Here is a 14030-nt window from a genome sequence, read left to right as displayed (position 1 = left end):
GGGAACGCATTTCTCCCTTCGAGTGGTTGTCGCTCTTACGATTTTTCCAGGAGTTTCACATGGCGAAGAAACCTAAATCAGCCACCTTCATCAAGGACCCGCTCTGGTACAAAGACGCGGTCATCTATCAGGTTCACGTCAAATCCTATTTCGACTCCAACAACGACGGGATCGGCGATTTTCCCGGCCTGATTGCCAAACTCGATTACATCGCCGAACTTGGCGTCAACACCATCTGGCTGCTGCCGTTCTACCCTTCGCCACGCCGCGACGACGGTTATGACATCGCCGAGTACAAAGGCGTCCACACTGACTACGGCACCATGGCCGATGCCAAACGCTTTATCGCCGAGGCGCACAAGCGTGGCTTGCGGGTCATCACCGAGCTGGTCATCAATCACACCTCCGACCAGCACCCGTGGTTCCAGCGCGCACGCAAGGCCAAGCCCGGTTCGGCGGCGCGCGACTTTTATGTGTGGTCGGATGACGACCAGAAATACGACGGCACGCGGATCATTTTTCTCGACACCGAAAAGTCCAACTGGACCTGGGACCCGGTGGCCGGGCAATACTTTTGGCACCGTTTCTATTCGCACCAGCCAGACCTGAATTTCGACAACCCGCAGGTGATGAAAGCGGTCATCAACGTCATGCGTTACTGGCTGGACATGGGCATCGACGGCCTGCGGCTGGACGCGATTCCGTACCTGATCGAGCGCGACGGCACCAACAACGAAAACCTGCCGGAGACCCACGACGTCCTCAAGCAGATCCGTGCCGAGATCGACGCCAATTACCCCGACCGCATGTTGCTGGCCGAAGCCAACCAATGGCCGGAAGACACCCAGCTGTACTTCGGCGACACCGACGCCCAAGGCGTGAATGGCGACGAATGCCACATGGCGTTTCACTTCCCGCTGATGCCGCGCATGTACATGGCGCTGGCCCAGGAAGATCGCTTTCCGATCACCGATATTCTGCGCCAGACCCCGGAAATCCCGGCCAATTGTCAGTGGGCGATCTTCCTGCGCAACCACGATGAATTGACCCTGGAGATGGTCACCGACAAGGAACGTGACTACCTGTGGAATTACTACGCCGCCGATCGCCGCGCGCGAATCAATCTGGGCATCCGTCGCCGACTCGCGCCATTGATGGAGCGCGACCGGCGTCGGGTCGAATTGCTCAACAGCCTGCTGCTGTCGATGCCCGGCACGCCGACCCTGTATTACGGCGATGAAATCGGCATGGGCGACAACATCTACCTTGGCGACCGCGACGGCGTGCGTACGCCGATGCAGTGGTCGATCGACCGCAATGGCGGCTTCTCCCGCGCCGATCCGGCCAGCCTGGTGCTGCCGCCGATCATGGACCCGCTCTATGGTTACCAGTCGGTCAACGTCGAAACCCAGGCCGGCGATCCGCACTCGCTGCTGAACTGGACGCGGCGCATGCTGGCGGTGCGCAAGCAGTCCAAGGCCTTTGGTCGCGGCAGCCTGAAAATGCTCTCGCCGAGCAACCGGCGGATTCTGGCCTACACCCGTGAATTCACCGACGCCGATGGCCGGCATGAAGTGATCCTGTGCGTGGCCAACGTCTCGCGCAGCGCGCAGGCGGCGGAGCTGGACCTGTCGGCCTACGTCGGCATGGTGCCGGTGGAGATGCTCGGCGGTAACGCCTTCCCGCCGATCGGCCAACTGAACTTCCTCCTGACCCTGGCGCCGTACGGCTTCTATTGGTTTGTGCTGGCGGCGGAAAACCAGATGCCGAGCTGGCACGTCGAACCGGCGCAGAGCCTGCCGGACTTCACCACGCTGGTGCTGAAAAAGCGCATGGAAGAACTGCTCGAAGCGCCGTCCCGTGCGACGCTGGAGCAGGGCATCCTGCCGAGCTGGTTGCAGAACCGCCGCTGGTTCGCCGGCAAGGACGCGGCCATCGAGCAGGTCAATCTGGTGTACGGCGTGCGTTTCGGCGATGCGCAGCATCCGGTGCTACTGAGCGAAATCGAAGTCAGCAGCGGCGGGCAGACCAGTCGCTATCAACTGCCGTTCGGCTTCATTTCCGAAGATCAGGTCGGCCCGGCGTTGCCGCAGCAATTGGCGTTGTCTCGTGTAAGACGCGTGCGTCAGGTCGGGTTGATTACCGATGCGTTCAGTCTGGAAGCGTTCATTCGTGCGGTGCTGCAAGGCATGCAGGCGAACACGGTGCTGGCCTGCGATGCAGGCGAGATCCGCTTCGAATCGACGCCGCAGCTGGAGGCGCTGGGCCTCGGCGCCGATTCCGAGGTGCGTTATCTGTCGGCCGAGCAGTCCAACAGTTCGGTGGTGATCGGCAACAGTCTGGTGCTTAAGCTGATCCGTAAAGTCGCTGGCGGCGTACACCCGGAACTGGAGATGAGCGCTTACCTGACGGCCGCCGGATTTGCCAATATCTCCCCGCTGCTGGGCTCGGTGATCCGTCGCGATGGCCACGGTGAAGACACTCTGCTGATGATTGCCCAAGGCTATCTGAGCAATCAGGGCGATGCGTGGGAATGGACGCAGAACAACCTCGAACGGGCGCTGCGCGATGAGCTGGCCGATGCCATGTCCGAGCAGGAGCAGCACTACAACGCCCTCGGCGAGTTACGGGATTTTGCCGGCATGCTCGGCCAGCGCCTGGGGGAAATGCATCAGGTGCTGGCGACGCCGACCGACCATCCGGATTTTGCACCGCAGATCTGCACTGCCAAAGATGCGCAGGCCACCGGCAAGGACGTCGCGGCCCAGGTCGAGCATGCGTTGAAGCTGCTCAAGCAGCATCAACAGGAGCTCGGCGCGGCGGATCAGGCATTGGTCACGCGCCTGCTCGACAACAAGAAAGCCATCCTCGCCCACGTGCAGGAACTGGCGAAGCGGTCGGTCGGTGGCTTGCGCATTCGCGTCCACGGCGATCTGCATCTGGGTCAGGTGCTGGTGATCAAGGGCGATGCCTACCTGATCGACTTCGAAGGCGAGCCGGCGCGGCCGTTGTCCGAACGTCGGGGCAAGCACAGCCCGTACAAGGACGTCAGCGGGGTGCTGCGCTCCTTCGATTACGCTGCGGCGATGGCCGCCAATGTGCATAACGTCGACAACAGCCCTGAGGCCGAAGCAGCGCGTCAGCGAGTGGCCGAACGTTACCTGCGTGAAGCCCGTGAAGCATTTGTCGAGGCATATCGCCGGGCGGCAGCTAGTCTTGAACATGCCTGGCAAGATCCTGAAGGTGCCGACGCCGCACTGGCGTTGTTCGGTCTGGAGAAAGCGGCCTACGAAGTGGCCTATGAAGCCGAAAACCGCCCCAGCTGGCTGGCCGTGCCGTTGCACGGTCTGCACGGGTTACTGACGGGGCTTAAACCCTTTTCCGATCTTGGTGGAGAGTAGTCATGAGTTTCTCGAACAAGGAACAGGGTCACGTCAAAGAACGATTGTTGCCCAAGCCTCGGGACATCGACGCCCTGGTACGGGCTGAACACCACGATCCGTTTTCCGTTCTCGGTCCCCATGCCGATGGCGTCGGCGGGCAATTCATTCGTGCCTATCTGCCCGGTGCGTTGAGCGTTTCGGTACTGGACAAGGACACCGGCGAAGAGCGCGGCCCGCTGGAACAGACGGAAACGCCGGGGCTGTTCGTCGGCCATTTCGAGCAGACGCGGCCGTATCTTTTGCGCACGCGCTGGGCCGGTGGCGAGCAGGTCGCGGAAGATCCCTACAGCTTCGGCCAGTTGCTCGGTGAAATGGATTTGTACCTGTTCGCCGAAGGCAATCACCGTGACCTGAGCAGTTGCCTCGGTGCGCAATTGAAAACCGTCGACGGCGTTGACGGCGTGCGCTTTGCCGTGTGGGCGCCGAATGCCAAGCGGGTGTCGGTGGTGGGGGATTTCAACGTCTGGGACGGCCGCCGTCATCCGATGCGCGCGCGGCATCCGTCCGGGGTCTGGGAATTGTTCATTCCGCGTCTGCAAGCGGGGGATCTGTACAAGTATGAGATTCTCGGCCAGCACGGCATCCTGCCGTTGAAGGCCGATCCGATGGCGCTGGCCACCAGCCTGCCGCCGGACACCGCCTCGAAGGTCGCCTCGCCATTGCAAATCGACTGGCAGGATCAGGACTGGATGAGCGGGCGCGTCGAGCGTCAGCGGCATTCGGCGCCGCTGTCGATCTACGAACTGCACGCGGGCTCCTGGCAATGCGAGCTGGATGATCTGGGTGAAGTGGCCCGGCAATACACCTGGCCCGAGCTGGCCGAGCGTCTGATTCCGTATGTGAAAGAGCTGGGTTTCACTCACATCGAACTCATGCCGATCATGGAACACCCGTTCGGCGGTTCGTGGGGTTATCAGTTGCTGTCACAATTCGCGCCGAGTGCGCGTTACGGTTCGCCGGACGAGTTTGCGGCGTTCGTCAACGCCTGCCACCAGGCAGAAATCGGCGTCATCCTTGACTGGGTGCCGGCGCATTTTCCGACCGATACCCACGGACTGGCGCAGTTCGACGGCACGGCGTTGTATGAGTACGGCAACCCGCTGGAGGGCTTTCATCAGGATTGGGACACGCTGATCTACAACCTCGGCCGCACCGAGGTGCATGGCTACATGCTGGCGTCGGGGCTGCACTGGTTGAAGCATTTCCACGTCGACGGCTTGCGGGTCGACGCGGTGGCCTCGATGCTTTATCGCGACTATTCGCGCAAGGCCGGGGAATGGGTGCCGAACCGCCATGGCGGACGGGAAAACCTGGAAGCCATCGACTTCCTTCGACACCTCAATGACGTGGTGGCGCTGGAAGCGCCGGGCGCCCTGGTCATCGCAGAAGAATCCACGGCGTGGCCCGGTGTCAGCCAGAGCACCCAGCAGGGCGGCCTCGGGTTCGCCTACAAATGGAACATGGGCTGGATGCACGATTCGCTGCATTACATCCAGCAGGACCCGGTGTACCGCGCCCATCATCACAACGAGCTGAGTTTCGGCCTGGTCTACGCCTGGTCCGAGCGTTTCATCCTGCCGATTTCCCACGACGAAGTGGTCCACGGCAAGCACTCGCTGATCGACAAGATGCCCGGCGACCGCTGGCAAAAGTTCGCCAACCTGCGTGCCTACCTGAGCTTCATGTGGACCCATCCCGGCAAGAAACTGTTGTTCATGGGCTGCGAATTCGGCCAGTGGCGCGAGTGGAATCACGACCAGCAACTGGACTGGTATCTGCTGCAGTACTCGGAACACAAAGGCGTGCAGAAACTGGTGGGTGACTTGAACCGTCTGTACCGCGAGGAGCCGGCGCTGCACGAGCAGGACGATGCGCCGCAGGGCTTCCAGTGGCTGATTGGCGATGACGCGATCAATAGCGTTTACGCCTGGCTGCGCTGGAGTAAGGAGGGCACGCCGGTGCTGGTGGTCGCCAACTTCACCCCGGTGCCGCGTCAGGCTTATCGGGTCGGTGTGCCGTTTGCCGGGCGCTGGAAAGAATTGTTCAACAGTGATGCCGACACCTATGCCGGCTCCAATTATGGCAATGGTGGCGGGGCGTTTGCCGACGAGGTGCCGAGTCATGGCCAGGCGTTGTCACTGGAGCTGAACCTGCCGCCGTTGGCGGTGTTGATCCTCAAGCCTGAGGGTTGATTCACCGGATCTCAATGAGGGAGCTGGCTTTCCCGCTCCCCCATTGAGAGGACTTCGGTGTGGCTTGAGTGTTTTTCCTCACCACCGCATCCGCACGCCGAGACTGCCGATCAACCCGTTCAGATCATTGTCATCCACATCGCTGCTGTAATCGGCGCTGACGTACAGGCTCACCGTCGGTGTCACCCGCGCCACCAGGCCCAGGCCCAGTTCGACGGTGGAGGACTTGCGGCTGCTGCTGATCTTGTCCACCTGATCCAGTGTCACCGTGTTGCCGGTGTAGACCGTGTGCCACAGGTTGGTCCTGACGTAAGGCTCGACCGGCAGGCCATTGAGATCGTAACTGCCTTTCAAGCGCGCACCGACCCGGCCGCTCCACGATGAAATATCGCTGGACGAAGCGTTGCCCGACCCCGCGTAGGGCGTGTCGAGGGTGATGCGCTGATTGATCAATTGCGCCTGGGGTTCCACCACCCAGTTTTCGGTCAATCCGATCGGAAAGCCACCTTCCACCGACAGGGTCATCGCGCTGCCCTCAGTCGCCAGCCGTGCGCCTTGTTCGTTACGGCTGAAACCGCTGACCCGGCCACCGCTGGCCGACAGGTCGACGTGCCAGCCCTGGGGTCCGGTCAGGCTGTAATAGGCACCGAGGCTCTGGCCCTGGATGTTCAGTGTGTCGGTGGTCGGATCGGTGAGCGCGCGGGTGGCGATCAAACCGTTGCTGTTGCCCTGAATCTGGGTGACCCCGCCGATCAACCCGATCTGTTGGGTGTGGCCGCTGCTGCTTTGCAGGGTCATGATCGCCGGGCCTTTGAAATCGCCCGTGCCGGGTATCGCCAGAGTGGGGCTGAGCACATCGATTTGCGCCTGGCGGGAGCTTTGCCCGTAAAGGCGTTCCCAGGCGCCGGGGGCCAGGTCTTCGGTGATGAGATTGCTGCCCTGCAAGTCGGGGCGGGGGCTGAAACGCTGTGGGCCGGGCGTGATGACCGTGGCCGGCAAGGTCATGACCGGCACGTCCGCTCGATACCAGGGTGTCGTCTCATCCGCCGCAGGGCCGGCCTGCGCCTCCATGGATGAGCACAGCAGAAGGGAGCTTGAAACGGTGCAGAAAGTGATTTTGATCTCGTGTTGGGTGAGTGAGGTTCTCATGGAGGTCTACCTTGCAGCAATCGCATGCGGTATCTCGATTTGGCGTCTCTCCTACCCCGAATGAGGGGCGACCGAATGGAGCGAGGCAAGACTTCAGCCGCCCGTTTTGCGAGCGTCCGAAGGCTGGCCCCAAGTGTTTTTTCCGGGGGTAGTACGCTAGAGCTAAGAAGACCGTTGACCCGGCGTCAAGAAATTGGACGATAAGCGGTATGAGCAAAATACCTGATGCAAGCGTTTGTTTTTCTGCACATATCTAAGTTCTTGTTTGCAGGGAAAAACGCGCCGCGACCCCCGAGGCAGAGACGTTGCGCCGCCGACAATCGGTCGATGGGTACAGCTTTGGACGATGCCGGGAGACGGCGCGGACTGCTGTCAAAACTGCTCTTAAAGATGCACTTCGACGGCCAGCGGCAAATGATCCGACAGATGCGTCCACGGCTTGTTGCCGAGGATCTTTGGGTCATGGCTGCTGGCGTTGCGCAGGTAGATGCGGTCCAGGCGCAGCAGCGGAAAACGTGCCGGGTAAGTCTTGGCCGGACGCCCGTGGTGGCGTTCGAAGGCTTCGTGCAGATAGTCGCGGCGCGAAAGGGCCTGATTGCCCTGAAGCTGCCAGTCATTGAAGTCGCCGGCAATGATCACCGGGGCGTCATCGGGCAGGGATTCGAGCAACTGACAGAGCAATTGCAACTGCAATTGCCGATGGCTTTCCAGCAGGCTCAGGTGCACGCAGATCGCATGGACTTCGGTGTGGCCCGGCACATCCAGGACACAGTGCAACAACCCTCGGCGCTCGGGACCGGTGATCGAGACGTCGAGGTTGCGGTATTCGCGGATCGGGTATTTGGACAGCAGCGCGTTGCCGTGATGGCCATCTGGATAGACCGCGTTGCGCCCGTAGGCGAAATCGCTCCACATGCTGTCGGCGAGGAATTCGTATTGTGAAGTCTGCGGCCATTCGTTGTAACGGCTCGAGTGCCGCTCATGCTCACCCACCACTTCCTGGAGAAACACCAGGTCGGCCGACGTGCTGCGTACCGCTTCGCGCAGCTCCGGGAGAATGAAACGGCGATTGAGCGCGGTGAATCCCTTGTGGGTGTTGACCGTCAGGACACGCAGGCGATGGATGGTTGACGGGTTCAAGGGTTGCGCCTCGGCGTGGCGCTTCGGATCGCTGGACACGTTCGCTCCTCTGAATCATGACTGCCTTTCCATGCGACTGATGGGTGACCGCGCAGTTCAGTTGCAATCGCCGCAACCTTCACTGTAGCTGTTCAGACGAAGACGATTTCATAGGGCAGGCGCATGCGCTCCAGAATCACCCGGGGCAGCAGCGGCGCGATGCCGATGGCCGGCTCGCCGTTCAACTGGCTGGCATAGGCGTGGGTGGCGTGGCTCTTGCGCGCGACGGTCCAGGTGTCCAGGCGCAGCTTGCGTGCCCGGTGCCAGGGAATCAGCTCCTGATCGCGCTCCGGCCAGTGCCAGGCCCAGACCGGCACGTCGTGATAGGTGGCGCCGATCTGCTGTGCGGCCTTGGCGCTGGCGCGGCCGACCACTTCATGGTCGTCGCTGCCGTCCTCGCGCCAGGTGCTGAACACCACGTCGCCGGGGCGCAGGTAGCGGCCGATGAATTCCGTCAGGGGCTCTTCCTGATCGTTCAGGGCGTTGTCGGTGAAACCGCCGCGCACCCATTTCAGGCTGTGCATCGGCAAGCCCAGGCGCCGCAGGGCTTCGACGCTTTCCTGGGGACGGAACACGCTCAGGCGTTTTTCCGACCACTGCCGCGAACCGGGGTGACTGGCGCTGCCGTCGGTGATCGACAGCAATTGCAGCGGGTGGCCGAGGCTGGACAGCAGTTGCAGCAAGCCGCCGCAGGTCACCACTTCATCACCGGGGTGCGGAGCGATGACCACCGCGCGGGCACCGGCAGGGACCAGACTGTGGGTGTTGATGACGGGGATATTGTCGAGTTGCGCAGCGCTGTTCCAGATTTGCGCCGGCAGGCTGCTTTCACCCAGGGGAAACGGTTTCATGATGGATACGTCCTTGTGTTGTCTGCCTTCGGTCGCGCACGCCATGAACGCTGGACGTGCCGAACCCCTTGAAGGCGAATTGATCGCCGTGCGGCGCTCCTGACCCTGGATTGCCGCGACGCAGAGTATTGCTCAAGACACGCGGTTCGTCGCGTCGCAGATCGAACTGATCCGTTTTTTTTTATTCAACCTGTGGCTGAATTCGCACGGGGCTGTAAAAACTTTCCCCTGCATAACAATTACAGGAGATTTTGCCCGTCAGACGCATCGTTCAGCGCAAACCTTCCAGCGCCGCCACCGACCGTGGCTCGCGGCTCCAGATTTCCAGAATGAAATCCGCCTCCTGATGCAACACCAGCCGCGGCAACCCCAGGGTTTCGTGGATCCGGTCGTGAACCTGGCGGGCATTCAACGGGCAGCCGTCGATCGGCGGTCGCCAGTGGCAGGCCAGCAATTGACCGTCAGCCGTGAGCGAGTCGGCGATGTGCTGGATCGCGGCTGTCAGATCCGCGCTATCGAGGTAGTAGCCGATTTCGCTAAATACGATCAGGTCGAATTTTTCCTCCGGCCACTCCGCAGGCAGGCGCCTTTGCTCCACGTGCGCATGGTCGAACAGGCTCAAGCGGATTTGCGCCAGTTGCACGGCAGCGGTCGCGGTGTCGCAGCACAACAGGCGATCGCAACGCTGCGCCAGTTCGCCGCTCAGCTCACCGTTGGCGCAACCGGGTTCGAAGATCGACCGATAACGCGGGCGTGGCAGGGCGGCGAGGGTGATGGCGCGTTTGCGCTGCTCGTACCAGCGCTGACGAAACGCCCACGGATCATCGCTGCCGGCGTACAGACCGTCGAAATAGCGATCCTCGACACTCACAGAAACACCACTTCGAACGGTTGCAGCAGGCGATCCAGCACATAGGGCGCCAGCACCGGCCCCAGGCCCGCCTCGGGGTCGCCCTCCAACTGGCTGGCGAAGGCGTGCACGGCGTGGCGCTTGCGGGCGACCTGCGCCGGCGTCAGGGCAATCTTGCGCGCCCGTTGCCAGGGCACGAACGCGTCTTCGGGGGTTGCCCAATGCCAGGTCCAGACCGGCAGTTCATGGCAGCGCGCACCGACGCGCCGGGCCGCTTCTGCACTGGCCCGGCCGCAGGCTTCATGGTCGCAATGACCGTCCTCGCTCCAGGTGGTGAAAATCACGTCGGTCGGCCGCAGGTAGCGCTCGATGAAGTCGCGCAGTTGCCCCTCCTGAGCCGCCACCCGAGTGTCATCGAAGCCGCCGCGCAGCCATTGCAAACGGTGCATCGGCAGGCCGAGGCGGCGCAGGGCTTCGGCCGATTCCTGTGGGCGAACCACGCTCAGGCGCTCCACCGGCCAGCGGTCGGAACCGGGATGGCTGGCGCTGCCATCGGTGACTGAAATCAGTTGCAGCGAACGCCCGGCGGCGGCGAGCAGTTGCAGCAGGCCGCCGCAACCCAGCACTTCGTCGTCCGGGTGCGGTGCGATGATGACCGCGCGACACCCCGGCGGCACCAGGCTGAGAATGTCGATGCTGTCCAGTTCCGCCAGATGCCGCGAGCCTTGCCACTGGTGCAGGGTCGTACCCTGACCGACGATCGGATTGGTTTTCATAACGTCCATGTCTCGCCGGGCTGGCCGGCAATCAATTGGCCGAGGACGGCGAGATCGCGCTCGGCGTGGCTTTGCCGCAGGAACACCGGCAGATCGGCGCTCAGGCGGGCGAAGTGACGATCCTGGCAGAACGGCCCGGCCCCGAGGGCGCGGCCGACGTCACGCATGACCTGCTCGGCAGCCTGCTCGACCACCGCCCGCGCACGGCGGGCCAGCAGCTCGGCATCGGCCTCGGGATGGGTATCGATGTGCAGGGCGCTGAAGCGCAGCACGGCGGCCGCCGCCTGCAAGGCACTGTCGACGGCGCCGAGATGGGCGAGGGCGTGGGGTTCTTCGCGTTGCCCGCCGTGTCGGCGCAGGCGTTCGGCGATCTGCTGCGCGGCGCCGTACCAGCAGGCGGCGATGCCGATTGCGCCTTGCCAGAACCCTGGCCGGAGCAGGTAATCGCCGGGGTTGCCGATGGCCTGGCCCTCGGCGCCGTCGAACAGCACCTCGATGCTGCCGGTGGCAACCATGCCGACGGCTTGCCAGCCCTGATCGGTGATGCGCACGCCGGGTTGATCGAGGGCCACGGCCACCAGTTGCTGGCGTCCTTCTTCATCCCAGGCTGTCAGCAGCGCATGGCTGAGCACGGCGGCGCCGGAGCACCAGGCCTTGCGCCCGTTCAGTATGACCATGTGCCCGCTCGGGCTGACCTTGACCCGTGCTTGCGGCGGTTCTGCCGCCCACATCCCCCAGGTGCTGCCGGGTGTCGGCGAGCCGCCGAGCTGCTGGATGATCGCCAGCGCGTCGGTGTGGCCCTCGTAGAGTTTGCACAACCCCAAGTCATGGCCGCCGACCTCGGCCAGGCGCTGAAAACGTTCCAGAGTATGACCACTGCCGGGCAGCGGCAGTTGATCGAGGCCGGCCTCGACCATTTCCCGCAGACCGCGCCCAAGGGCTTCAGTGTCGGCAAAGTCCGGCGGGCGCTCGCGCAGATATTCGTGCAGATCCATGTCAGTCCTCGTCTTCGCGTTGCAGTTCGAACAGCAGCAGCGAGCGCCCGGTGACCGAATATTCATGCCCGAACTCAAAGCGTTCCTGACCCCGGATCGACGGCTGGTTGGTGTCGATCATGCAGGTCCAGAAACTGCCCTCGGGCACTTCCGGCAACCTGAAATTGACGATGTCGTGATGGGCGTTGACCACCAGCAGCAGCGTGGCGTCGGCGCCTTTGCGGCGAATCCCGGTTTCCTGGGCGCGGCCATCGAGCAGCATGCCGAGGCAGCGGTTGTGCGCGTCGTGCCAGTGTTCGGTGGTCATCTCGGTGCCATCCGGCGCCAGCCAGGTCACGTCCTTGACCCCGATGTCCTCGTTGTATTCGCCGACCACGAAGCGCCCGCGCCGCAGGATCGGGTAGGTCAGGCGCAGCTTGATCAGGCGTTTGACGAACTTGAGCAGGGCCTTGCCGTCCTCGCTCAGGTCCCAGTTGACCCAGCCGATCTCGCTGTCCTGGCAATAGGCGTTGTTGTTGCCGTCCTGGGTGCGGGCGAACTCGTCGCCGGCCACCAGCATCGGCGTGCCCTGGGCCAGCAGCAGGGTGGCGAAGAAGTTGCGCATCTGCCGATGGCGCAGCGCGTTGATTTCCGGATCGTCGGTGGGGCCTTCGACGCCGTGGTTCCACGACAGGTTGTTGTTGCTGCCGTCCTGATTGTTCTCGTCGTTGGCCTCGTTGTGCTTGTCGTTGTACGACACCAGGTCATTGAGGGTGAAGCCGTCGTGGGCGGTGACGAAATTGACCGACGCATACGGCCGGCGGCCGCGCTGGTTGAACATTTCACCGGAGGCAGTCATCCGTGCGGCGAAGTCGGCGAGTTGGCCTTCATCGCCTTTCCAGAACGCGCGGACGGTGTCGCGGAACTTGTCGTTCCACTCCACCCACCCCGGCGGGAAGTTGCCCACCTGATAGCCGCCGGGGCCGCAGTCCCAGGGTTCGGCGATCATTTTCACCTGGCGCAGCACCGGGTCCTGGCGGCAGGCGACGAGGAAGCTGTGGCGTTCGTCGAAGCCGTCGTGATAGCGCCCAAGAATGGTCGCCAGGTCGAAGCGGAAGCCGTCGACGTGCATTTCGCTGGCCCAGTAGCGCAACGAGTCGGTGACCATTTGCAGCACGCACGGGTGGCTCAGGTCGAGGGTGTTGCCGGTGCCGGAATCGTTGATGTAGAAGCGCTTGTCGTTGGGCATCAGCCGGTAGTACGAGGCGTTGTCGATGCCGCGCATGGACAGGGTCGGGCCTTGTTCGTTGCCCTCGGCGGTGTGGTTGTAGACCACGTCGAGAATCACTTCGAGATTGGCTTCGTGCAGGTGCGCGACCATCTCCTTGAACTCGGCGATCTTGCCGCTCGCCAGATAACGCGGGTCCGGGGCGAAAAACGCGATGCTGTTGTAGCCCCAGTAGTTGGTCATGCCCTTGTGCAACAGGTGCTGGTCGTTGACGAAGGCATGGATCGGCAGCAATTCCACCGACGAGACGCCGAGCTTGCGAATGTGTTCGAGCACGTCGTCGACCATCAGCCCGGCGAAGGTGCCACGGACGTTTTCCGGCACCGAGGGGTGGCGCATGCTGATCCCGCGCACGTGGGTTTCATAAATGATCGTCTTGTCCCACGGCACGCTGACGCGATGGTCGTTGCCCCAGGTGTGCGCCGGGTCAATGACCTTGCATTTAGGGACGAAGGGCGCGCTGTCGCGCTCGTCGAAACTGAGGTCGGCGTCGGGGTGGCCAATGGTGTAGCCGAACAGCGCTTCCGACCATTTCAACTTGCCGACCAACTGTTTGGCGTAAGGGTCGATCAGCAGTTTGTTGGGGTTGAAGCGGTGGCCGTTGGCCGGGTCGTATGGGCCATGGACGCGGTAGCCGTAGACCAGTCCCGGATGCGCGTCGGGCAGGTAGCCGTGAAAGATTTCGTCGGTGTATTCCGGCAACTCGATGCGTTCGAGTTCGATTTCGCCGGCATCGTCGAAAATACACAGTTCGACCTTGGTGGCGTTGGCGGAAAACAGCGCAAAGTTCACCCCCAGACCATCCCAGGTCGCGCCGAGCGGGAAGGGCAGGCCTTCACGGATTCTCGAAGGCTCGGCGTGCGGTGCGGGTTCGGCTTTCTTCGGTTGGGTCATGATTGCTCCTGCAAAATCGTTTGGGTCTGTTTTCCGAGGGCGAGCGAGTCCTGGTGGCGGGTAAACCCGCCACACGTTTGATTCAATTCAAAGAGAGGAGAAGCGTCAGACCGCCGGCGGCTTGCGTGGCGCGCGGGGCTTTTTCTCGGCGGCTTTCTCGCCCGGGGGCAGCACTTTGGCGGCGCTGGCTGGCTTGGCCTTCGTCGTCGCCTTGGGTTTTGCGGCGGCGGCCTTGGGCTCGCTGGCCTTGCCGTTCGCCGTCTTGCTGCCCGCAGCCTTCGGCGGTTTCTTTGGGGCCAGCGCTTCAGCTTCGGCCAGTTTGCGCGCCATCTCCCAGTGGCGGGCTTCGTGACCTTCGGGTTTACCTTCGGATTCCCAGATCTGATAGGCGAATTCGCGGATGCGTTTATCGTCGGTACTCATCGCAATGCTCC

10 protein-coding genes are annotated in these 14030 nt (G+C 62.7%); 2 read left to right on the top strand and 8 right to left on the bottom strand.

What is annotated here, in order from left to right; genetic code table 11:
* The first annotated feature begins 59 nt into the window (after window positions 1–59).
* Complete coding sequence (gene treS / locus KVQ74_RS17885) at window positions 60–3401, top strand: maltose alpha-D-glucosyltransferase (RefSeq protein ID WP_217832502.1); 3342 nt, start codon at window positions 60–62, stop codon at window positions 3399–3401.
* A gap of 2 nt (window positions 3402–3403) precedes the next feature.
* The gene (gene glgB, locus KVQ74_RS17880; RefSeq protein WP_217832501.1) at window positions 3404–5635 is read left to right on the top strand and encodes a 1,4-alpha-glucan branching protein GlgB; all 2232 of its coding nucleotides are present in this window, start codon (window positions 3404–3406) and stop codon (window positions 5633–5635) included.
* 78 nt (window positions 5636–5713) lie between these two features.
* Here the strand turns inward: glgB and KVQ74_RS17875 are convergent, their stop codons facing one another.
* The 8 genes from KVQ74_RS17875 to KVQ74_RS17840 all read right to left on the bottom strand — a co-directional run bounded on the left by KVQ74_RS17875 (window position 5714) and on the right by KVQ74_RS17840 (window position 14019).
* Entirely contained in the window at window positions 5714–6784 is a 1071-nt protein-coding gene (locus KVQ74_RS17875; protein WP_217832500.1) for an autotransporter domain-containing protein, read from the bottom strand.
* Window positions 6785–7168: 384 nt separating this feature from the next.
* Window positions 7169–7963, bottom strand: a complete 795-nt coding sequence (locus KVQ74_RS17870; RefSeq protein WP_217832499.1) for an endonuclease/exonuclease/phosphatase family protein — start codon at window positions 7961–7963, stop codon at window positions 7169–7171.
* A 92-nt stretch (window positions 7964–8055) separates the two neighbouring features.
* Window positions 8056–8814, bottom strand: a complete 759-nt coding sequence (locus tag KVQ74_RS17865) for a PIG-L deacetylase family protein (protein ID WP_217832498.1) — start codon at window positions 8812–8814, stop codon at window positions 8056–8058.
* A gap of 271 nt (window positions 8815–9085) precedes the next feature.
* Window positions 9086–9685 (bottom strand): SAM-dependent methyltransferase, encoded by a 600-nt coding sequence (locus tag KVQ74_RS17860; RefSeq protein ID WP_217832497.1) that lies wholly within the window; start codon window positions 9683–9685, stop codon window positions 9086–9088.
* A complete protein-coding gene (locus KVQ74_RS17855) occupies window positions 9682–10440 on the bottom strand; it encodes a PIG-L deacetylase family protein (RefSeq protein WP_217832496.1) in 759 nt (252 codons plus the stop codon). Before KVQ74_RS17855 ends, KVQ74_RS17860 begins: the two co-directional genes overlap by 4 nt.
* Entirely contained in the window at window positions 10437–11435 is a 999-nt protein-coding gene (locus tag KVQ74_RS17850) for an acyl-CoA dehydrogenase family protein (protein ID WP_217832495.1), read from the bottom strand. The genes KVQ74_RS17855 and KVQ74_RS17850 overlap by 4 nt, the downstream gene beginning before the upstream one ends.
* Before the next feature lies 1 nt (window position 11436).
* A complete protein-coding gene (glgX, locus tag KVQ74_RS17845; protein WP_217832494.1) occupies window positions 11437–13596 on the bottom strand; it encodes a glycogen debranching protein GlgX in 2160 nt (719 codons plus the stop codon).
* 105 nt (window positions 13597–13701) lie between these two features.
* Window positions 13702–14019, bottom strand: a complete 318-nt coding sequence (locus KVQ74_RS17840; RefSeq protein ID WP_217832493.1) for a DUF2934 domain-containing protein — start codon at window positions 14017–14019, stop codon at window positions 13702–13704.
* Window positions 14020–14030 lie beyond the last annotated feature (11 nt).

It is taken from the genome of Pseudomonas botevensis, from assembly GCF_019145475.1.
Taxonomy (GTDB): Bacteria; Pseudomonadota; Gammaproteobacteria; order Pseudomonadales; family Pseudomonadaceae; genus Aquipseudomonas; species Aquipseudomonas botevensis.
This window is presented reverse-complemented; position numbering and strand designations above follow the sequence as displayed.

Bases quoted from the DNA above. Each gene is read 5' to 3' on its own strand.
- glgB (WP_217832501.1), top strand. From the start codon at position 3,404: ATGAGTTTCTCGAACAAGGAACAGGGTCACGTCAAAGAACGATTGTTG.
- treS (WP_217832502.1), top strand. From the start codon at position 60: ATGGCGAAGAAACCTAAATCAGCCACCTTCATCAAGGACCCGCTCTGG.
- KVQ74_RS17840 (WP_217832493.1), bottom strand. From the start codon at position 14,019: ATGAGTACCGACGATAAACGCATCCGCGAATTCGCCTATCAGATCTGG.
- KVQ74_RS17875 (WP_217832500.1), bottom strand. From the start codon at position 6,784: ATGAGAACCTCACTCACCCAACACGAGATCAAAATCACTTTCTGCACC.
- glgX (WP_217832494.1), bottom strand. From the start codon at position 13,596: ATGACCCAACCGAAGAAAGCCGAACCCGCACCGCACGCCGAGCCTTCG.
- KVQ74_RS17855 (WP_217832496.1), bottom strand. From the start codon at position 10,440: ATGAAAACCAATCCGATCGTCGGTCAGGGTACGACCCTGCACCAGTGG.
- KVQ74_RS17850 (WP_217832495.1), bottom strand. From the start codon at position 11,435: ATGGATCTGCACGAATATCTGCGCGAGCGCCCGCCGGACTTTGCCGAC.
- KVQ74_RS17865 (WP_217832498.1), bottom strand. From the start codon at position 8,814: ATGAAACCGTTTCCCCTGGGTGAAAGCAGCCTGCCGGCGCAAATCTGG.